19 protein-coding genes, 1 other RNA gene and 1 pseudogene are annotated in these 20,211 nt (G+C 69.3%); 12 read left to right on the top strand and 9 right to left on the bottom strand.

Translation table 11 applies throughout. The features are described 5' to 3' along the window. The first annotated feature begins 51 nt into the window (after window positions 1-51). Window positions 52-1,476, top strand: coding sequence for a 2-oxoglutarate dehydrogenase, E2 component, dihydrolipoamide succinyltransferase (sucB, locus tag ABD708_RS06215; protein WP_344752421.1), 1,425 nt, complete (start codon window positions 52-54; stop codon window positions 1,474-1,476). Here sucB and ABD708_RS06210 read toward each other — a convergent pair. Further along, window positions 1,473-2,684: a hypothetical protein gene (locus ABD708_RS06210; protein ID WP_344752420.1), complete on the bottom strand. Its 1,212-nt coding sequence runs from the start codon at window positions 2,682-2,684 to the stop codon at window positions 1,473-1,475. The genes sucB and ABD708_RS06210 overlap by 4 nt on opposite strands. 156 nt (window positions 2,685-2,840) lie before the next feature. Here ABD708_RS06210 and lipB point away from each other — a divergent pair, with 156 nt between their 5' ends. The 3 genes and pseudogenes from lipB to ABD708_RS06195 all read left to right on the top strand — a co-directional run bounded on the left by lipB (window position 2,841) and on the right by ABD708_RS06195 (window position 5,214). Continuing rightward, window positions 2,841-3,515, top strand: coding sequence for a lipoyl(octanoyl) transferase LipB (gene lipB / locus ABD708_RS06205; protein WP_344752419.1), 675 nt, complete (start codon window positions 2,841-2,843; stop codon window positions 3,513-3,515). Window positions 3,516-3,526: 11 nt separating this feature from the next. Then, window positions 3,527-4,459: pseudogene (gene lipA / locus ABD708_RS06200) on the top strand (lipoyl synthase); the annotation flags it as partial. A gap of 44 nt (window positions 4,460-4,503) precedes the next feature. Then, window positions 4,504-5,214: a DUF4191 domain-containing protein gene (locus ABD708_RS06195; RefSeq protein WP_344752418.1), complete on the top strand. Its 711-nt coding sequence runs from the start codon at window positions 4,504-4,506 to the stop codon at window positions 5,212-5,214. A gap of 98 nt (window positions 5,215-5,312) precedes the next feature. On the opposite strand, the gene ABD708_RS06190 is transcribed toward ABD708_RS06195, so the two are convergent. Further along, entirely contained in the window at window positions 5,313-5,726 is a 414-nt protein-coding gene (locus ABD708_RS06190; protein WP_344752417.1) for an RDD family protein, read from the bottom strand. 140 nt (window positions 5,727-5,866) lie between these two features. On the opposite strand from ABD708_RS06190, the gene glnA (ABD708_RS06185) reads away from it, so the two are divergent. Continuing rightward, complete coding sequence (glnA, locus tag ABD708_RS06185) at window positions 5,867-7,291, top strand: type I glutamate--ammonia ligase (RefSeq protein WP_344752416.1); 1,425 nt, start codon at window positions 5,867-5,869, stop codon at window positions 7,289-7,291. 53 nt (window positions 7,292-7,344) lie between these two features. On the opposite strand, the gene ABD708_RS06180 is transcribed toward glnA (ABD708_RS06185), so the two are convergent. Both ABD708_RS06180 and glnA (ABD708_RS06175) read right to left on the bottom strand, forming a co-directional pair. After that, the gene (locus ABD708_RS06180; protein ID WP_344752415.1) at window positions 7,345-10,332 is read right to left on the bottom strand and encodes a bifunctional [glutamine synthetase] adenylyltransferase/[glutamine synthetase]-adenylyl-L-tyrosine phosphorylase; all 2,988 of its coding nucleotides are present in this window, start codon (window positions 10,330-10,332) and stop codon (window positions 7,345-7,347) included. Between the two features lie 21 nt (window positions 10,333-10,353). After that, window positions 10,354-11,691, bottom strand: a complete 1,338-nt coding sequence (glnA, locus tag ABD708_RS06175; RefSeq protein ID WP_344752414.1) for a type I glutamate--ammonia ligase — start codon at window positions 11,689-11,691, stop codon at window positions 10,354-10,356. Between the two features lie 92 nt (window positions 11,692-11,783). Here glnA (ABD708_RS06175) and panB point away from each other — a divergent pair, with 92 nt between their 5' ends. After that, window positions 11,784-12,617 carry a 3-methyl-2-oxobutanoate hydroxymethyltransferase gene (gene panB, locus ABD708_RS06170; protein ID WP_344753363.1) on the top strand — a complete coding sequence of 278 codons (834 nt, stop codon included), beginning with the start codon at window positions 11,784-11,786 and terminating at the stop codon, window positions 12,615-12,617. A 7-nt stretch (window positions 12,618-12,624) separates the two neighbouring features. Here panB and ABD708_RS06165 read toward each other — a convergent pair whose 3' ends face one another. Further along, window positions 12,625-12,825, bottom strand: coding sequence for an SPOR domain-containing protein (locus ABD708_RS06165; RefSeq protein ID WP_344752413.1), 201 nt, complete (start codon window positions 12,823-12,825; stop codon window positions 12,625-12,627). Window positions 12,826-12,837: 12 nt separating this feature from the next. Here ABD708_RS06165 and map point away from each other — a divergent pair, with 12 nt between their 5' ends. From map to ABD708_RS06150, 3 genes are read left to right on the top strand one after another with little or no spacing between them, the layout of a single operon-like run. After that, a complete protein-coding gene (map, locus tag ABD708_RS06160) occupies window positions 12,838-13,704 on the top strand; it encodes a type I methionyl aminopeptidase (RefSeq protein WP_344752412.1) in 867 nt (288 codons plus the stop codon). Window positions 13,705-13,733: 29 nt separating this feature from the next. Next, entirely contained in the window at window positions 13,734-14,486 is a 753-nt protein-coding gene (gene ppgK / locus ABD708_RS06155; RefSeq protein WP_344752411.1) for a polyphosphate--glucose phosphotransferase, read from the top strand. 51 nt (window positions 14,487-14,537) lie between these two features. Beyond that, a complete protein-coding gene (locus ABD708_RS06150; protein WP_344752410.1) occupies window positions 14,538-15,041 on the top strand; it encodes a hypothetical protein in 504 nt (167 codons plus the stop codon). Between the two features lie 118 nt (window positions 15,042-15,159). Here the strand turns inward: ABD708_RS06150 and rnpB are convergent. The 4 genes from rnpB to ABD708_RS06130 all read right to left on the bottom strand — a co-directional run bounded on the left by rnpB (window position 15,160) and on the right by ABD708_RS06130 (window position 17,769). Further along, window positions 15,160-15,541: RNase P RNA component class A (rnpB, locus tag ABD708_RS06145), an RNA gene on the bottom strand. A gap of 16 nt (window positions 15,542-15,557) precedes the next feature. Continuing rightward, complete coding sequence (locus ABD708_RS06140; RefSeq protein ID WP_344752409.1) at window positions 15,558-16,286, bottom strand: zinc ribbon domain-containing protein; 729 nt, start codon at window positions 16,284-16,286, stop codon at window positions 15,558-15,560. A 12-nt stretch (window positions 16,287-16,298) separates the two neighbouring features. After that, window positions 16,299-17,117, bottom strand: a complete 819-nt coding sequence (locus ABD708_RS06135; protein WP_344752408.1) for a Nif3-like dinuclear metal center hexameric protein — start codon at window positions 17,115-17,117, stop codon at window positions 16,299-16,301. Window positions 17,118-17,127: 10 nt separating this feature from the next. Beyond that, entirely contained in the window at window positions 17,128-17,769 is a 642-nt protein-coding gene (locus tag ABD708_RS06130; protein ID WP_344752407.1) for a hypothetical protein, read from the bottom strand. Window positions 17,770-17,926: 157 nt separating this feature from the next. Between ABD708_RS06130 and ABD708_RS06125 the strand changes: the two genes are divergently transcribed. From ABD708_RS06125 to ABD708_RS06115, 3 genes are all read left to right on the top strand, one after another. Beyond that, the gene (locus ABD708_RS06125) at window positions 17,927-18,688 is read left to right on the top strand and encodes a thymidylate synthase (RefSeq protein WP_344753361.1); all 762 of its coding nucleotides are present in this window, start codon (window positions 17,927-17,929) and stop codon (window positions 18,686-18,688) included. Continuing rightward, window positions 18,685-19,185, top strand: a complete 501-nt coding sequence (locus ABD708_RS06120) for a dihydrofolate reductase (RefSeq protein WP_344752406.1) — start codon at window positions 18,685-18,687, stop codon at window positions 19,183-19,185. Before ABD708_RS06125 ends, ABD708_RS06120 begins: the two co-directional genes overlap by 4 nt. A gap of 152 nt (window positions 19,186-19,337) precedes the next feature. Next, window positions 19,338-20,207 (top strand): universal stress protein, encoded by an 870-nt coding sequence (locus ABD708_RS06115; RefSeq protein WP_344752405.1) that lies wholly within the window; start codon window positions 19,338-19,340, stop codon window positions 20,205-20,207. The last annotated feature ends 4 nt before the right edge of the window (window positions 20,208-20,211 follow it).

Genomic DNA, 20,211 nt, shown 5'->3' with positions numbered 1-20,211 from the left:
GGCACTTGGCAATAAGCTAGTTCTGAACTGAAGGTCTAAGGAGACAGTCACATGAGCGAATCCGTCAGCCTCCCGGCGCTCGGCGAGAGTGTTACAGAAGGCACGGTTACCCGCTGGCTCAAGAACGTCGGCGACCGCGTCGAAGTCGACGAGCCCCTGCTGGAGGTCTCGACCGACAAGGTCGACACCGAGATCCCCTCGCCGGTCGCCGGCGTCATCGAGGCGATCCTCGTTCAGGAGGACGAGACGGTCGAGGTCGGCACGGCACTCGTGACCATCGGCGACGGCAGTGGCGCCGCCGCCCCTGCAGAGGCCGAGCCTGCCCCCGCGGCCGAGCCCGAGCCTGTCGCCGCACCCGAGCCGGCGCCTGTCGCGGAGCCTGCACCCGCCCCCGAGCCTGCTCCTGCGGCCCCCGCGCCCGCACCGGAGCCCGCCGCCGCTCCTGAGCCCGCGCCCGCGGCTCAGCCCGCGCCCGTCGCGGCTCCCGCCCCTGCGGCCCAGGCCGCGGCCCCCGCTCCCGTGCCTCAGCCCGCTGCAGCGGCCGCTCCCGCGGCGTCGGCTACCGGCTCCCACGCCGGTGGCGGCTACGTCACGCCGATCGTCCGCAAGATCGCGAGCGAGCAGGGTGTCGACCTGAATTCCATCTCGGGCACCGGTGTCGGCGGTCGCATCCGCAAGGAGGACGTGCTCAACGCCGCCTCGGGCGGCGCCGCGCCGGCCGCTGCCGCGCCGGCCGCTCCGGCGCCTCTTGAGGTCTCGCCGCTGCGCGGCACGAGCGCCGCGGCATCGCGCCTCACGAAGGTCATGTCGCAGCGCGCGGTCGAGTCGATGCAGCAGACGGCCCAGCTCACCACGGTCGTGAAGGTCGACGTCACCAAGGTGGCCGCCCTGCGCGACAGGGTGAAGGCCGACTTCCAGACCAAGACCGGCAACAAGCTCTCGTTCCTGCCGTTCTTCGCGAAGGCAGCACTCGAGGCACTGCAGGTCTACCCGATCATCAACTCGACCTTCGACGGCGAGACCATCACCTACCCCGCCACCGAGAACCTCGCGATCGCCGTCGACACCGATCGCGGCCTGCTCACCCCGGTCATCAAGGACGCGAGTTCGCTCGACATCGCGGGCCTCGCCGCTCAGATCGCCGACCTCGCGGGCCGCACCCGTGAGAACAAGCTGAAGCCGGACGAGCTCGCCGGCGGCACTTTCACGCTGACCAACACCGGCTCGCGCGGCGCCCTGTTCGACACGCCTGTCGTGTTCCTGCCGCAGTCGGCGATCCTCGGAACGGGCATCGTCGTCAAGGAGCCGACGGTGATCACGGTCGACGGCCAGGACGTCATCGCGATCCGCTCGATCGTGTACCTCGCGCTGTCGTACGACCACCGCACGATCGCGGGAGCCGACGCGGCCCGTTACCTCGGCGCCGTCAAGGCCCGTCTCGAGCAGGCGGCGTTCGAGGGCGACCTGGGGATTTAGTTCTCATAGAGCTGTCTCAGCCTCCAACCGGCCTCGGTCCTCATCAGCAGGGCCGAGGCCGGTGCCGTTCCTGGGGTTTCCGGGGTGAGCGCGATGAGCGCTGAGTCCCCCGTGCGCTCCAGCAGAGACGGCGCGAGCCCGGCGAGCGGGCGCGCAGGCAGATCGAGGGCGGATGCCTGCCCGTCGGCGACCCGCGCGAGACAGCCGGCCTTCTCGGCGGTGCTCAGCGCGAGGCATCCGTCGCGCTGACCGAGCAGAACGGATGCCGCGGCCACCGGGTCGTCGCCTGAGAGCACCGGCCCGCCGGTCGGCGTCGGGGTGGCCCGCGCCGTGGTCCCCGCAACGGCCGGAGCGGTCGCGACGCTGACGGGGTCGGGGTCGCGAGGCGCCCCGCTCGGCATGAGCACCACCGCGGCGACCGTCAGCACGGCCGCCGCCGCACCTGCGACGAGCAGCAGCCGCCCGCGCCCGTGCAGCCTGCCGGCGAGACCGGCGACGCGCGCCCGCACCTCGCCGAGCGGCCCGGCGATCAGGGCGGCAGGCCCGGCGTCGAAGGCCTCGATCAAGGCGGACCCGCTCGGGCGGCGGTGAGCGGCGGCCGAACGGCGCTCGGCCAGTGGTGGCATTACGCGCTCGCGAACGGTCTCGGCCGAGCCGGCGAGCTGGACGGCCTGCGGCTCGGCGAGTTCGAACAGCGCCGTCTCGAGGCGGTCGAGGCTCTGCGCGGTCTCCCCCGCGGTCAAGGTCGCCAGTGCCAGCCCGAGCCCGAGCTGCGCCGGCCCCAGCGCACCTGCTGCGCGCCCATGCGCGACGAGCCCGAGCCGGTCGGCGAGCGCGGCGACTTCGCGCCAGTCGTCCGCCGGGCCCTGTGCGCCGGCGGACACGATCTCACGCGCACGGTCGAGTCCGAGCACCATCGGCGTGCCGAGCTCGTCGAAGCGCAGTTCGTCGTCGCTGAGGGAGACCCCGCAGAAGCCCGCCGCGTGCAGCGCGGCGACCGCCCGGGCGGCGCCGATCACGATCGTCACACCCTCGCCCGCCGGAAGCCGCCGCCGCTGCGTCAGAAGCTCGCCGAGACGGGGTCCCGCGGGCTCATCGAGCACGAGCTCCCGCCGTTCCCCGAGCACCGTCACATCGAGGACGCGCGGCAGGTGCTCGGATTCCGCGGCGATGAGCGCGGCGGCGCGCGCGGCCCAAGCATCCGTCATGCCGACCATCTTCGTCACCTCGCCGGGCGCGCCGACCCGCTCGACCCGGCGAATGTGGACAACTCTGCCGCTGTCCGGCCGGTGCTGGGCGAGAACGCACGGTGACGTAGGCTGGCCCCACAACTTCAAACCACCGACGTAGGGAAACCCTTCGACATGATCGAGTACCGCGTCACGGGACTAAGCGCCAATTCCGTGCCGTACCTCGAAGCCCTCGAACTGCAGCGTGAGACTCACGCCGCCGTCGTTCGCGGGTCGGCGCCCGATACGCTCCTGCTCCTCGAGCACCCGTCTGTTTTCACCGCGGGCAAACGCACAGAGGCCTCCGAGCGGCCCACCGACGGAACCCCCGTGATCGACGTCGATCGCGGGGGCAAGATCACCTGGCACGGGCCCGGCCAGCTGGTCGGCTACCCGATCATGCGCCTCGCAGAGCCCGTCGACGTGGTCGCGTTCGTCCGCCGCCTTGAGCAGCTGATGATCGACGTCATTGCGGAGTTCGGTGTCGAGGGGCATCGCGTCGAGGGCCGCAGCGGGGTCTGGGTGAGCCAGACGACGGATACCGGCGAACCGGCTTCCGACGCCAAGATCGGCGCCATCGGCCTGCGCGTCGCCGAGGGCGTCACCATGCACGGCTTCGCCCTGAACTGCTCGAACAGCCTCGATGCCTACGAGCAGATCGTCGCGTGCGGCATCCGCGACGCCGGAGTTACCACGATCACCCGCGAGCTCGGCGACCGCACCGTCACACCGGAGGAGGTCGTTCCGGTGCTCACCCGCGTCTTCGACCGGATCTTCGCGCCCGCCACCGAGGGGGCGGTGCCCGCGTGACCATCACCAACATCTCCAACGGCGGCGGCCCGGCGCACGACACCGGCGGCCGCCGGCTGCTGCGCCTCGAGGTGCGCAACGCGCAGACCCCCATCGAGAAGAAGCCCGACTGGATCAAGACCAGGGCCAAGATGGGCCCCGAGTACCGCCAACTGCAGAACCTCGTGAAGAGCGAGCAGCTGCACACGGTCTGCCAGGAGGCTGGCTGCCCCAACATCTTCGAGTGCTGGGAGGACCGCGAGGCGACCTTCCTCATCGGCGGCTCCGCCTGCACCCGCCGCTGCGACTTCTGCCAGATCGACACGGGCAAGCCGGCCGACTACGACCGCGACGAGCCGCGCCGGGTCGCGGAATCCGTCGCCCAGATGGAGCTGCGCTACGCGACCGTCACCGGCGTCGCGCGCGACGACCTGGACGACGAGGGGTCGTGGCTCTACGCCGAGACGATCCGCGAGATCCACCGCCAGGCGCCGGGCGTCGGCGTCGAGATCCTCGTGCCCGACTTCTCGGGGAACCCTCGGCACCTGAACGAGGTGTTCAACGCCCAGCCCGAGGTGTTCGCGCACAACGTCGAGACCGTGCCGCGCATCTTCAAGCGCATCCGCCCCGCGTTCCGCTACGAGCGCTCGCTCGACGTGCTGACGCAGGCGAAGAACGCGGGCATGATCACAAAGTCGAACCTCATCCTCGGCATGGGCGAGGAGCCCGACGAGGTGCTGCACGCCCTCGAGGACCTGCACAGCGCCGGTACCGACCTGATCACGATCACCCAGTACCTGCGCCCCAGTCCGCGGCACCTGCCCGTCGCGCGGTGGGTCACGCCCGAGGAGTTCGTCGATTTCGAGCAGGCCGCACGGGAGATCGGATTCCTCGGCGTCATGTCGGGCCCGCTGGTGCGCTCCTCGTACCGTGCAGGGCGGCTCTGGGCGCAGGCCAGAGAGGCTCTCTCCGAGCTTTCGGCCTGACGGTCTCAGGTACCCTTTTAGCTATGGCACAGAACAGCTCCGCCGCGGCTCAGACGCCCAAGGAACCGGGCCGCATCCGGCAGATGTGGGACGTCTTCCAGATGACCCGCAAGTACGACAAGCAGGCGCTTCCGCTGATGATCGGCGCCTTCCTGCTGCCCGTCGTCGTCGGCGTCGTTCTGGCGCTCGTGCTGAGCACCGGCATCATCTCGACCGTGCTCTGGATCGTCGCCGGCGTGCTCGGCGGCGTGCTGTTCGCCACGGTGGTCCTGGGCCGCCGCGCGGAGGGCGCCGCCTATTCGCAGATCAACGGCCAGCCGGGGGCGGTGGGCGCCGTGCTCCGCTCGTCGCTCAAGCGCGGATGGCGTGGCAGCGAGATGCCGGTTGCGGTCAACAGCAAGACCCGTGACGCCGTCTATCGTGCCGTCGGCCGCGGCGGTGTCGTGCTCATCAGCGAGGGTCCCAAGTCGCGGACCGGGCGGATGCTCGACGAGGAGCGTCGCAAGATCAACCGCACCGTGCCGAACGTCGCCGTGACGACGATCAGCGTCGGCCCTGACGCCGACTCGGTGCCGCTGCGCAAGGTGGCCTCCGCGCTCACCAAGATCAAGCCGTCGTTGACGAAGACCGAGGTGCAGGCCGTCGACAATCGCCTGTCCTCGCTGCAGGCGCCGCTGCCGATCCCGAAGGGCGTCGACCCGAACCGCGTGCGCGCCCCGCGCCAGCCGCGGTAGCCGGGGTCGCGACACGCTCTACGAGCGGGCGACTTGTTCGCCCGCGAACGCATGGACCCGTAAGGCCGACTGCGACGCGCCGGGCGGGGACCGGCGCGCTAAAGGCGCAGTAGCACGGTTCCTGCGATCTTGTCGTGGAAGCCGCGCTGATCGGAGTCCCAGGCAAGGGCCGGGATCACGATCGCGAGCAGGACGCTGCGCACCACCGGCCGCCAGAACGCCGGCTGGGTGCCCGGCAGGGCGGAGAGGCGCAACCCGACGATGCGGTGCCCGATGGAACCGCCCAACGCCCAGATGGACAGGATCTGGATCGCGGCGAAGAACGGGTAGACGTAGAGGCCGCCGTAGTGGCGGGTGACGAGCCACGAGACCGCCATCGCGATGATCCAGTCGATGAACAGGCCGGCGAGGCGGCGGCCGAACCTGCCGACGGACCCCTTCCCGTGCTCCGGAAGGCCGAGCCTCTCCCCCGGGAAGTTGCTCGGTGCAGCATCCGTAACTCGTGAACTCACGGGTCAATCCTAAGAACTCGCGACTGATAGCCTGCCACGTAACAGGCCCGAAACATTTGCGTCACTGCAGAGAAACTGCCTGCCCATACCCTGCAAACAGGTCGCGCTCGCGCCCTTCCCGTCAGCCTTTTGGAGTTTGAATGTTCAAGGATTCATCCGAGGTGCTGAAGTTCATCAAGGACGAAGACGTCAAATTCCTTGATATCCGCTTCACCGACCTCCCCGGTGTGCAGCAGCACTTCAACATCCCCGCGTCAACCGTCGACGAGGAGTTCTTCACCGTCGGCCAGCTCTTCGACGGTTCGTCGATTCGTGGTTTCGCGAACATCCATGAGTCCGACATGCAGCTGATCCCCGACGTGACGACCGCGTACGTCGACCCGTTCCGCGCCGAGAAGACGCTCATCCTGGTCTTCGACATCTACAACCCGCGCAACGGTGAGATCTACTCCAAGGACCCGCGCCAGGTCGCCAAGAAGGCCGAGAAGTACCTCGCGTCGACCGGCATCGCCGACACCGCGTTCTTCGCCCCGGAGGCCGAGTTCTACATCTTCGACGACGTGCGCTACGAGGTGAAGCAGAACGGCTCCTTCTTCCACGTTGACTCGGAGGAGGGCGCCTGGAACTCCGGCCGCGTCGAAGAGGGCGGCAACCTGGGCAACAAGACCCCGTACAAGGGCGGCTACTTCCCCGTCTCCCCCGTCGACAAGCAGGCCGACCTGCGCGACGACATCTCGCTCAAGCTGATCGACGCCGGCCTCATCCTCGAGCGGGCGCACCACGAGGTCGGCACAGGCGGCCAGGCGGAGATCAACTACCGCTTCGACACGATGGTGCACGCCGCCGACGACATCCTGAAGTTCAAGTACATCGTCAAGAACACGGCAGAGCTGTGGGGCAAGACGGCCACCTTCATGCCGAAGCCCCTCTTCGGCGACAACGGCTCGGGAATGCACACCCACCAGTCGCTGTGGAACGGCGGCCAGCCGCTGTTCTATGACGAGGCCGGCTACGGCGGCCTGTCTGACATCGCGCGCTGGTACATCGGCGGCCTGCTCGCGCACGCCCCGGCCATCCTCGCTTTCACGAACCCGACGGTGAACTCGTACCACCGCCTGGTCCCCGGCTTCGAGGCCCCCGTCAACCTGGTCTACTCGGCGGGCAACCGCTCGGCGGCCATCCGCATCCCGATCACGGGCACGAACCCCAAGGCCAAGCGCATCGAGTTCCGCGCGCCGGATGCCTCGGGCAACCCGTACCTCGCCTTCGCCGCGCAGCTCATGGCGGGCCTCGACGGAATCCAGAACCGCATCGAGCCGCACGAGCCGGTTGACAAGGATCTCTACGAGCTCCCCCCCGAGGAGGCCAAGCTCATCCCGCAGGTTCCCGGCTCGCTCGACAAGGTCCTCGACGCGCTCGAGGCTGACCACGACTTCCTCACCAAGGGCGGCGTGTTCACCGAGGAGCTCATCGAGACGTGGATCGAGTACAAGCGCGAGAAGGAGCTCAAGCCCCTCGCTCAGCGCCCGCACCCGTTCGAGTACGAGCTGTACTACGGCGTCTGATCTGCTGACGGCACGCCATGCAGAGGGTCCTCGCTTCGGCGAGGGCCCTCTCGCTATGGGGCCTCGTAGAAGCCGCGCTCGAAGACCTTGCGGGCGCGCCGCGTGACGGCGAGGTAGTCCTCCTCGAGGCGGCTCGCCGAGCGCGGCGGGTAGCCCATCAGCCGGGCCACACCGTCGAGCTGCACCCGGTCCGAGGGCAGCACGTCGGAGGTCTTCGCCGTCCAGAGCGTCATCGCGCTGCGGGCGCGGGAGGCGAACACCCATGCGGTGCGCAGCAGCTCGGCATCCGCTTCGCTCACGAGCCCCGCCTCGACCTCGGCCTGCAGGGCGGCAAGCGTCGAGGTCGTGCGCAGCTGCGGCAGGCGGGCCGCATTCTGCAGCTGGATGAGCTGCACGAACCACTCGACGTCGGAGAGCGAGCCCCGCCCCAACTTGAGATGGCGCGCCGGGTCGGCGCCCTGCGGCAGGCGCTCGGATTCGACACGCGCCTTGATGCGCCGCACCTCGCGCACCTCGGCGGGGCCGATGGACGCCGGATACCTGGTGCGATCGGCGAGTGCCTCGAAGTCGGCGATGAGCGCAGCGTCACCGGCGGCACCGCGTCCGCGCAGCAGCGCCTGCGCCTCCCAGGTGAGCGACCAGCGGGCGTAGTAGGCGGCGTATGCCTCGAGCGAGCGCGCAACCGGTCCGTTGCGGCCTTCCGGCCGCAGATCGAGATCGAGGTCGAACGGCAGCCGCGGGTCCTCGCTGAGGCGCTTCAGCTCGGCGGCGATGTGCAACCCGGCGCGGCTCGCGGCGGGCGTGCTCTCCGGGGTGCGGAAGACGTACATGACGTCGGCGTCGGAGCCGAAGCCGAGCTCGCGGCCGCCGAAGCGGCCCATCGCGATGATGGCGAACTCGAAGCCCTCCGGCTCGGTCGCGCGCTGCTCGCGGCGCACGGCGGCGAGCAGCGTCTGCAGGAACACGTCCGTGATGTCGCTGAGACCCTGTGCGACCTCCTCGATGCTCGTGACGCCGAGGATGCCGCCGATCGCGAGCCGCAGCACGCCGCGGCGACGCGCCCAGAGCATGGCATTGGCGACGGATGCCGCGTCCTCGTGCCGCCCGAGCACGGCATCCCGCTCCTCCTCCATGACCGCGCGGGAACGCGGCTTCAGCTCGTCGTCGGAATCGAGCCATGCGACGGCCTCGGGCAGCGACCCGAGCAGCTCGCCGACGAAGCGCGAGCCGGAGAGCAGCCGGGTGAGGCGATGCGCGGCACCGGACGAGTCGCGCAGCATCCGCAGGAACCAGTGCGAGTCGCCGAGATCGTCGGAGAGTCGGCGGAAGGTCAGCAGGCCGTAGTCGGGGTCGGCGCCGTCGGCGAACCACTGCAGCATGACGGGCAGCAGGGTGCGCTGGATGGTCGCGGCACGCGAGACACCCTCCGTGAGCGCGCCGATGTGCGCGAGCGCCCCGCGCGGGTCGCGGAACCCGATGGCGGCGAGACGCGCCTGCGCCTGCTCCGGCGACAGCGCCCTGGCGCCCATCATGACGTCCTCGGCGGGCAAGGCGGCCACTGCGGAGAGCAGCGGGCGGTAGAACAGCTGCTCGTGCAGACCGCGCACCCGCCGCTTGATGTCGGCCCACCGCTCAACGAGGCCGGCCGCACTCGGTGCGAGCCCCGTCGAGCGGGCGAGAGTGCGCTGCGCGCCCTCGTCGCGTGGCATCAGGTGCGTGCGCCGCAGGCGGGTGAGCTGCACGCGATGCTCGATGAGGCGCAGCGTGCGGTAGTCGTCGGCGAACTCGGCGCCGGCGCCGCGGCCGACGTAGCCGCCGGCGACGAGCGCGGCGAGAGCGGGCAGTGTGGCGGACTGGTGAACGGATGCGTCCACGTGGCCGTGCACCAGCTGGAGCAGCTGCACCGTGAACTCGATGTCGCGCAGGCCGCCTGGGCCGAGCTTGAGCTCCCAATCGACGTCCTCCGGCACGATGTGCTCGACGACGCGCTCGCGCATGCGCTGCACCGACTCGACGAAGCCGTCGCGCTCCGAGCTGTTCCACACCTGCGGCAGGAGCGCCGCGGTGTAGCGGCCGCCCAGCTCGAGGTCGCCGGCGAGCGGTCGCGCCTTGAGCAGGGCTTGGAACTCCCACGTCTTCGCCCAGCGCTCGTAATAGGCGAGGTGAGAGTCGAGCGAGCGCACGAGCACCCCGTCCTTGCCCTCGGGGCGCAGGTTCGCGTCGAGCTGCCACAGACCGGGCTCTATCGCCGGGGCATCCGTGCCCCTCATCGTCAGCACGGCGAGCCGGGTCGCGACATCGATCGCGCCCTCCGAGACGAAGATGACATCGACGTCGCTCACGTAGTTGAGCTCGCGCGCGCCCGCCTTGCCCATGCCGATGACGGCGAGCCGGGTCGCTTCGACCTGCTCGCGTGGGTACTTCCCGGGGCCGGTGCCGATCGCACTGGCGCGCGCGACGGCGAGCGACGCCTCGATCGCGGCACCTGCGAGGTCGGAGAGGCAGGCGGCGACTGCGTCGAGTCCCGCGACCGGGTCTGCCTGCTCCAGGTCGAAGCTCGCGAGCTGCAGCAGTCGACGCCGATAGCGTCGGCGGAACGCCGACCAACCCTCCTCCTCGGTGAGCGCGGCGATGGGCGCGGATGCCTGGGCATCGGCCCCGACGGATTCGAGCAGGTCCACCCGCAGTTCCTCGGGCCCCGGAAGCGCGCGCATGGGGGCGTCGAGGGCCTCGAGCTCGGCCGTGTGGCGCATGAGGAAGTCGAACAGCCCCTCGCTGGCACCGACGACGCGTGCGACCCGCACGGCGCGGGCAGGGTCGGAGACATGCGCGTGCACCTGGTCTGGTGACCGTCGTGCCATCGCGATCAGGCGGTCGAGTGCCGCATCGGGGTCCGCGACGCGACGGAACAGCGCCAGCGTCGCCTCGGCCGGCACGCCGACCAGCTCCGGAAGCTCGATGAGGCGCTCGCGCGCCGCAGAGAGCTCGGTGAAGCCTGCCCGCGCGAGCGCGGTCAGCGACAGCGGCTCGGGGACGCGCATGAATCAGGTGGCCGAAGGGATCTAGAGCAGCTCAAGGTTCGAGCGCAGCTCCCACGGGGTGACCTGGGCGCGGTAGCCCACCCACTCCTGCCGCTTGTTGCGCAGCACGTTCTCGAAGACCTGCTCGCCGAGGGTCTCTGCGACCAGCTCGGAGTTCTCCATGAGGCGGATCGCCTCGTCGAGGTTCGAGGGCAGCGCCTCGTATCCGAGGGCCTTGCGCTCGGCATCCGTCAGCGACCAGACGTCCTCCGTGGCCTCCTCCGGAAGCTCGTAGTCCTCCTGGATGCCCGTGAGACCGGCAGCGAGCATGAGCGAGTACGCGAGATACGGGTTCGCGGCGGAGTCGATCGCGCGGTACTCGATGCGTGCGCTCTGGCCCTTGTTCGGCTTGTACAGCGGCACGCGCACGAGCGCCGAGCGGTTGTTGTGGCCCCAGCTGACATAGCTCGGCGCCTCATCGCCCGACCACAGCCGCTTGTACGAGTTCACGAACTGGTTGGTGACGGCGCTGATCTCGGGCGCGTGCCGCAGCAGGCCCGCGATGAACTTCCGCGCCGTCTTCGACAGCTGGTACTGCGCGCCTGCCTCGTAGAACGCGTTCGTGTCGCCCTCGAACAGCGACATGTGCGTGTGCATGCCGCTGCCGGGGTGGCCGGCGAGCGGCTTCGGCATGAAGGTGGCATAGACGCCTTGTTCGATCGCGACCTCTTTGACGACCGTGCGGAACGTCATGATGTTGTCGGCCATCGTCAGCGCGTCGGCGTAGCGCAGATCGATCTCGTTCTGGCCGGGGCCCGCCTCGTGGTGGCTGAACTCGACCGAGATGCCGAGGTCCTCGAGCATGCGCACCGCCCGGCGGCGGAAGTCGTGCGCGGTGCCGCCCGGCACGTTGTCGAAGTAGCCGGCGGCGTCGACAGGCTCGGGGCCGCCCTCGCCGAAGCGCGCGGACTTGAGCAGGTAGAACTCGATCTCGGGGTGCGTGTAGAAGGTGAAGCCGGCCTCGGCCGCCTTCTCTAGCGTGCGCTTGAGCACATTGCGCGGGTCGGCGACCGCGGGCTCGCCGTCGGGCGTCGTGATGTCGCAGAACATGCGCGCGGTCGGGTCGATCTCGCCGCGCCACGGCAGGATCTGGAACGTCGTGGGGTCAGGGTGGGCGAGCAGATCGGATTCATAGGCGCGCGTCAGCCCCTCGATCGCCGAGCCGTCGAAGCCGAGGCCCTCCGTGAACGCTCCCTCGACCTCGGCGGGTGCGAGAGCGACCGACTTGAGCGTGCCGACGACGTCGGTGAACCAGAGGCGCACGAACTTGACGCCGCGCTCCTCGATGGTGCGCAGTACGAAGTCCCGCTGCTTGTCCATGGACATTGGGCCCCTTCCCTTCTGTCCTCAGGCTAGTGGATGGTGCTCCCTAGACTGGCGCCATGACACAGGAGAACTCCGGGTCGTCCGCCATGCGCGAAGAAGCGCCATACGGCGGGGCACCGCAGAACCTCAAGCGCGTCCGCACCAGGCATTTCCTCAACGCCAAGAAGAACGGCATCAAGATCACGGGCTTGACGAGCTACGACCAGCTCACCGCCCACATCTTCGACGAGGCAGGTATCGACTTCCTGCTCGTCGGCGACTCGGCCGGCAACAACGTCTTCGGCTATGACACCACCCTTCCGGTCACGGTGGACGAGCTCATTCCGCTCGTACGCGCCGTGGCCGGGGCGGTCACCCGCGCCTTCGTGATCGCGGACATGCCGTTCGGATCGTACGAGGCGAACACCAGGGATGCCGTGCACACCGCGATCCGCATGATGAAGGAGACCGGCGCGCACGCCGTGAAGCTCGAGGGCGGCATCCGATCGGCCGATCAGATCCGCCGCATCGTCGACGCGGGCATCCCGGTGATGGCGCACATCGGCTTCACGCCGCAGAGCGAGCACCAGCTCGGCGGCCACGTGATCCAGGGCCGAGGCAGCGGTGAGGAGCAGCTGCTCGCCGACGCGAAGGCGATCGAAGAGGCCGGCGCCTTCGCCGTCGTGCTCGAGATGGTGCCGGCGGATGCCGCGGCGAAGGTCACCGCGGCGCTGTCGATCCCGACGATCAGTGTCGGCGCCGGGCCGCACTGTGACGGCCAGCTGCTCGTCTGGACGGATTGGGCCGGGCTCACGCAGGGCCGCATCCCGAAGTTCGTCAAGCAGTACGCGCAGATCGGCCAAACCCTGCGCGACGCGGCGGTGGCATGGAAGGGCGATGTCGAGAACGGCGTCTACCCCGGGCCGGAGAACAGTTACTGAGGCGAGGTCAGTAGTCCTCTTCGGCGTCCTCTTCCGCCCACTTCGCGCTGTTCTCGCGGAGCTTCTCGAGCGCGTGCTCGGCCTCTTCCTTCGTGTCGAACGGCCCGATGCGCTGCAACGCAGGGGAGACGAAGCCCTGCTCGACGGCGCCGGTCTTGTCGTTGTACCACCACTTGTGCTCGAGGTCGGGCACCGCGTCATCGCTCATAAGCTTGATCGTATGCCCAAGGATTCCGCCGGTCACCTGACCCCGGGCCGCATCTCCCCGCGCCGCCCGGTTCCGTCCGACATTCCCCGACCGGAATATGTCGGGAAGCCGTCGCCTGAGAAGAACACCGCGGGCGATATCTACTCGGCGGAGGAGGTCGCGCTCATCCGCGAGTCCGGCCGCATCGCCGCGCAGGCGATCGAACTGGTCGGGCAACATGCGGTTCCGGGCGTGACGACCGACGAGCTCGACCGCATCGGTCACGAGTTCCTCGTCGCCAACGGCGCCTACCCGTCGACGCTCGGCTACCGCGGCTACCCGAAGTCGCTGTGCTCGTCGCTCAACGAGGTGATCTGCCACGGCATCCCCGACGACACCATTCTCGAGGACGGCGACATCGTCAACATCGACATCACGGCATATAAGAACGGATTCCACGGCGACAGCAACCAGACCTTCCTGGTCGGCACGCCGAAGCAGGAGGTCGTCGACCTCGTCGACCGCACCCGCGAGGCGCTGAACCGCGGCATCAAGGCCGTGGCCCCCGGGCGTCAGGTGAACGTCATCGGCCGCGCGATCGAGGCTTATGCCAAGCGCTTCGGCTATGGCGTGGTGCGCGACTTCACGGGGCACGGTGTCGGGCGGTCGTTCCATTCGGGGCTGATCATCCCCCACTACGACTCCGCGCCCCTCTATGACACCGTGATGGAGCCCGGCATGGTGTTCACGATCGAGCCGATGCTCACGCTCGGCGGCATCGCGTGGGACATGTGGGACGACGACTGGACCGTCACGACGCGCGACAGGTCGATCACCGCCCAGTTCGAGCACACCCTCGTCGTCACCGAGCGCGGCGCGGAAGTCCTGACGCTTCCATAGGGGCCGCGGGCGCACGATAACCTGTCGCCATGACGACCACGGCGATCGGCATCGACATCGGCGGAACAGGCATCAAGGGCGGGATCGTCGATCTCGCGACCGGCGCCCTGGTGTCGCCCCGCGTGAAGCTCCCCACCCCCGAAGGCGGCAAGCCCGACGACATCGTCGAGACGACCAAGAAGGTCCTCGAGCAGCTCAAGGCGGACCCGTCACTGCCGATCGGCGTCGACTTCCCGGCCGTCGTGCGACACGGCAAGACGATGTCAGCCGCGAACGTGTCGAAGAAGTGGATCGGCTTCGAGGCCGAGAAGTTCTTCGAGCAGGCGATCGGCCGGCCGATCCTGTTCGTGAACGACGCCGACGCCGCGGGCTTCGCCGAGACGGAGTACGGCGCAGCGAAGGGCCGCAAGGGCGTCGTCATGCTGACGACCCTCGGCACCGGCATCGGGTCGGCGCTCATCGTCGACGGCATGCTGGTGCCGAACACCGAGCTCGGCCACCTCGAGATCGACGGCCACGACGCGGAGTCGAAGGCGGCGTTCTCCGCGAAGGAGCGTGACGACCTCTCCTGGGAGCGCTGGGGCAAGCGCCTCACCAAGTACTACCGCACGCTCGAGAAGCTGTTCTCCCCCGACGTCTTCATCGTCGGCGGCGGCGTCAGCAAGCACTTCGACGAATGGGGCGAGTTCGTGGACATCGAGACGGAGATGGTCCCGGCGCAGTTCCTCAACAACGCCGGCATCCTCGGCGCCGCAGCCCTCGCCGCAAAGAAGCACGCGTAGCCCTGTGGAGAGCAGAGCACGCGCCTGTCGTGCCTCCGCGATGCTCTCTGCATGGCTTTGACTCTCTGCGAATTCGGACACGTTGCCACGACGGCGCAGCTCGTGGCATCCGTTCACGGCCAGCACTCTGTGGTCGATGTGTATCAGTTGAGCCGCGACATCGTCCGCGTACGGCGCGGACTTCAGGCGTGCAATCACCTGACGGAGGACGAACTCGATGCGCTTCGCGTGGGCGGACTTCTGGACTGCGTGAGTCTGCTGCGGATCCACGGAATTGACGCCCCGCAGGACGGGCGCCTGCACGTCAGAGTGCCACGCCACGCCGGTCGAACGCTCGCCGCCGTGGCCGATGGCCGTGAAGTGGCGCGTCACTGGGCTCCGCTTCGATGGCCGCTGCCCTCGCGTGCGGCTGCGGCGAGGGCCGTGCACGACCACAAGCCCGTGCCGTCACGGGCACAGGTGATGCTCGCGGACGCGCTCGAGCAGGCTCGTCTCTGCACCGGCCTGGAGTTGCGTGTGCCGCATTCTCCGAACGGAGGATCGTTGTCGACGTAGCGCGCAGCGGGGAGCGCAGGGCGGTGAACCGCTTCCACCGTCCTCCGTTCGGAGAATGCGCGAGAAGCGACGCCCCGTTCCGCTCCGAAAGGGCCGAAGAGCGCGGAGCGAAACGGGCGGAATGGGCCGGCTGATACGCCGGGTTCTGTTCGAAATCGCGATCAAGCGGATTCCTGGACGGCCATCTCTCTCGGCGACACGTTGCCGTGCCGCTCCAGCGGTCTACCCGGGGACGAGACGAGCAGCCTCATGGTCCCCTGTCTGACCTTGCTCCGGGCGAGGTTTGCCGAGCCGGCCGGGTCGCCCCGGTCGCTGGTGGGCTCTTACCCCACCGTTTCACCCTTACCGCACGACCTCAGCCGCACGGCGGTCTGTTCTCTGTGGCACTGTCTCGCGGGTTGCCCCGGGTGGGTGTTACCCACCGCCCTGCTCTGCGGAGCCCGGACGTTCCTCGGCAGCCGATGCGAGCACCGGACTGACGCGGCCGTCTTGCCGACCCATTCCTAGGGACTGATTCTACGAGTTCTCGTCCCTCACGAGGATCGCTCCCGAGTCGCTGTCGATGATGACCTCGTCAGGCGCTGCGGCGCGCACCGCGTTGAGGTCGCTCGGCGAGATGGTGAGGTTGGTGCCGAGATTCACTCCCCCGCGCACTGCGGCGGCCCCGACGCCGTAGCGCGAGCGCTGCCGCTCGTAGAGGTCGAGCAGCTCCTGCGGAATCCCCTGCGCCACCACCATGCGGTCGGCGGCCGCGTCATCGCGCTCGCGCTGGAATCTGGCGATCTCGGCGTCGCGCGCGGTCGTGAGCGAGTCGACGGATGCCGCCAGCTGCTCCTGCTCGGCCTTGACCGCCGCGAGTTCCTGCTCTGCGGTCTCGGCGCGCTCCATCACCTCGAGCTCGGCGTCCTCGAGGGTCGAACGGCGACGGTTCAGCGACGCGATCTCGGCCTCGAGGCCCTCGATGTCCTTCGGCGACACCGAGACCTGCAGACGCTCGGCGTCCCGCGCGAGGCGCTGCTCGACCACCGCGACGTCCGACTCCAGGCGCTGCTGCTCGGCCTTGGCATCCTCAAGCCGTCCCGTCACTTCGACGAGGCGCGCCCTCAGCTGCTCCGCCTGCGGCTTCAGCTCGTCGAGCTGCTTGTCCTGCGGCAGATTCTTCAGGCTGTGGGCGATGCGGGCCAACCGGTTGTCCTGCTCCTGCAGGCGCAACAGCTCCTTCTGATGCGCGGGGGACGCTTTCATGTATCTCTTTTCTCAGCGGACGATCGCGAAGTCCCACGGGTCCGTCCGGACTTCGCTGACGGTGACGGATGCCTCGGGCAGCTCGTGCCGCAGCTGGGCGGCCGCCGTGTCGAGCCAGAGCCACTCGCTGGCCCAGTGCGACACGTCGATGAGGGCGGGGCCGGCGCCGAGCAGGTGCTGCTCGCGGGCCTCCGAGGCGGGGTGGTGACGCAGATCGGCGGTGATGTAGACGTCGGCGGCCAGCACCTCGGGGTGCGCGAGCAACGAGTCGCCCGCTCCCCCGCAGACGGCGACGGTGCGCACGGGCTGGTCGTAGGAGCCGGCGACACGGATGCCGCCTGCGGTCGGCGGCAGCACGTCGGCCAGCGTGCGGGCGAGACGGCCGAGGCTGACGGCTTCGGGCAGTTCACCGACGCGGCCGATGCCGGTGCCGGGCGCCGCCGACGGGGCGATGGGGCGGATGCCGGCGAGCCCGAGCCGCTCCGCGAGGACGGCGCTCGTGCCGTCGGCGACGACATCGGCGTTCGTGTGGGCGGAAAGCAGGGCGGTCTGCGAGCGGATCAGCTTCGCGAGCACGGAGCCCTTGTAGTGCGTCTCGGCGACCGACTTCACCCCGAACAGCAGAAGCGGGTGATGAGCGATGACCAGGTCGGCGCCGCTTGCGATCGCCTCGTCGAGGGACTCGGTGACGGCGTCGACGACGAGGTGGATCGACGACACGCTCTGGCCCGGGGCGCCGGCGACGAGGCCGGGGGCATCCCAGCTCTCCGCGCCATCGGCCGGCCAGAGCCGCTCGGTGACGGCGAGCACGTCGGAGAGGGCGTACGGCATGCCTGCCAGCCTAGCGGCGGCCGAACGGCCAGAACCGGCGCTTCGGCTTCGGCGCGGGCTCCTCCTCCGCGGGCGCGGGCTCGTTCGGCGGCGGCTCTGCGGCGAGTGGGGCAGGCGGGGGTGGTGGGGCGCTGACGAGGTCGTCGATGCCGTCGAGCTCGTCGAGGTCCTCGGATTCGAGCGCAGGAACCGGAACCGGTTGCGGCTCAGGTGCAGGCTCGGGCTCTGACCTCTCGGCCTCAAGCCGCTCGGCAGAGAACACGGCGAAGACCTTCGTCGAGACGTCGGTGAATTCCTGGCCGGCGTCGGCGTCGAACGCCGCGGCGATCGCTTCAGGGTCGACCCAAGGGTCGAAGACCGGCGCCGGGTCGAGCGGGGCGCGGGCAGGCAGCGCCCAGTCGATGAGGACCGGGTCTGACGGCTGTTCCTGCTCTGGCTCGGCTGACGCCTGCAGTGCCTCCGTCCGTTCGATGCGCGCCGAGTGAGCGGCGAGCAGCTCCGGCGAGATGACCGGGATCTGCCCCGTGCGCTCGATGAGCAGCTGCTCGAGCTCGTTCATCGCCCCCAGGGTGTCGCCGGTGCGGTCGAGGCGTCGCGTGATCGCGGTGACCTCCGGGTCATCGCCCATGCCGGGGTCGCCGGATCGCGACACGCCGTCCCCATTGCCGCCTTTTTCCACGTGATCAGCCTATCGGCCGGGCATCCGTACTCCCTTGGAACCCGCGCGCCCGCAGCCGCGCCTGCGCCGTAACCTTGGTGTCGTGGGTGCGCTGATCGAGACTCCGTACGAAGACCTGCTGCGCGACGTCATGGCGACGGGAGCGCACAAGAGCGACCGCACCGGAACGGGCACGCGCAGCGTGTTCGGGCGACAGCTGCGCTTCGATCTCGCTGAGGGCTTCCCGCTCATCACCACGAAGCGCGTGCACTTCAAGTCGATCGCCTACGAGCTGCTCTGGTTCCTCAGGGGCGAGAGCAATGTGCAGTGGTTGCGCGACAACGGGGTCACCATCTGGGACGAATGGGCGGATGCCGCAGGCGAGCTCGGCCCGGTGTACGGGGTGCAGTGGCGCTCATGGCCCACCCCTGACGGCCGTCACATCGACCAGATCAGCCAGGTGATCGAGCAGCTGAAGACCACGCCCGACTCGCGCCGCATCATCGTGAGCGCCTGGAACGTCGGCGAGCTCGACCAGATGGCGCTCATGCCGTGCCACGCGCTGTTCCAGTTCTACGTTGCCGACGGCAAGCTGAGCTGCCAGCTCTACCAGCGCAGCGCCGACCTGTTCCTCGGCGTGCCGTTCAACATCGCGAGCTATGCGCTGCTCACGCACCTGGTCGCCCAGCAGACCGGCCTCGAGCTCGGCGACTTCGTGTGGACTGGCGGCGACTGCCACATCTACGACAACCACGTCGAGCAGGTCGCCGAGCAGCTGACGCGCGACCCGTACCCGTACCCGACGCTGAAACTGAACCGGAAGCCGGAGTCGATCTTCGACTACGCCTACGAGGACTTCGAGGTCGTCGGCTACCAGCACCACCCGACGATCCGCGCCGCGGTCGCGGTGTGAGCACTTCGCTCGCGCTGATCTGGGCGCAGACCACGACGGGCGTCATCGGCGGCGAGGGCGACATCCCGTGGCACATCCCCGGCGAGCAGCGGCGCTTCAAGGAGTTCACCCTCGGCGGCACGGTCATCATGGGCCGCAAGACATGGGAATCGTTCCCCGCGCGCATCCGGCCGATGCCGGGGCGCGACAACATCGTCGTGACGCGCAACGCGGCGTACGACGCGCCCGGGGCTCTCGTCGTCGGCTCGGTCGAGCAGGCGCTGGCCGCCGCCGACCCGGCGAAGCAGCTGTGGTGCATCGGGGGCGGCGAGATCTACGCGCAGATGATCGGGCTCGCCGACCGGCTCGAGGTCACCGAGGTCGACATCGACGCACCGGGCGACGCGTTCGCTCCCCCGATCGGCGACGACTGGCGGCAGGCATCCGTCGACCCGGAATCGGGCTGGCATGAAAGCCCGGAGGGCCTGCGCTACCGGTATGTGAGCTACTTGCGGTAAGCGGACGAGCCCAGCGACACGGCGGCGGCGATGCCGATCACGGTGCCCACCAGGGCGATGAGACCGACGACGGACCAGAGCACAGCTTCGACCATGACCTCAGTATCTCAGACACCTTGACGAACGCAGGCGCACGGCGGTTGAGTGACGACATGACGGATGCCGCAGGGAAGCGCGTTTACGAGGTAGATGAGGTCGTTCTGGGCTGGAAGCCCGCGGAGTCGGCAGACGCCGCGCTCGAGTGGGTGCTGCAGCGCATCGATCGGCTCGCCGCGCCGCTGACGCTGCTGACGGTGCTGGACGCGAAGAAGAGCTACGACGACGAGCAGCGGGCGCAGATCCAACGGGACGCCGAGGCCGTCGCAGGCGAGATCGAGAAGAAGCATCCCTCGATCACCGTCACCACCCGGATCGTGGAGGGCGATCCTCCGCAGGTGCTCGCGGGGCTCACGAGCCCGGAGAAGCTCGTCGTGGTCGGCACCGACCGGCGGCGCGGGCTGTCGCTGCGCTACGCGTTCTCCTTCGGCGCCCGCCTCGCGGCGCGCGCGAACGGGCCGGTCGCGCTCATCCCCCATGGTGAAAGCGAACTCGGCACGGGCGTCGTGGTGGGCGTCGATGGCACGCCGGCATCACTCGCCGCAGCGCGGGTGGCGGCGCGCATCGCGCTCGCACGCGGCGGCGAGGAGCTCGTCATCGTGCACGTCTGGCAGGAGCCTACCCCGTGGCAGGACGCCTATCTGCCGCCGGACGACGGCTTCCTCGAGTCGCTGCAGAAGGTGCATCAGGACGTGCTCGACGAGTCGGTGGCACAGTTCGCCGAGGACTGGCCCGAGCTCGTCATCACCAAGAAGCTCGTGCACGGCCTCGCCCCGTGGGGGCTGCTCGACCAGGCGGCCCGCGGCTCGCTGCTCGTCGTCGGCACGCGCTCGTCGCGCGGCATCCAGCGTTTCTTCCTCGGTTCGGTCAGTCACACGGTCGTGCTCAACCTCGAAGGGCCGACCATCGTCGTTCCGAACAAGTAGCCCG

It is taken from the genome of Gryllotalpicola koreensis (assembly GCF_039538185.1).
GTDB lineage: Bacteria > Actinomycetota > Actinomycetes > Actinomycetales > Microbacteriaceae > Gryllotalpicola > Gryllotalpicola koreensis.
This window is presented reverse-complemented; position numbering and strand designations above follow the sequence as displayed.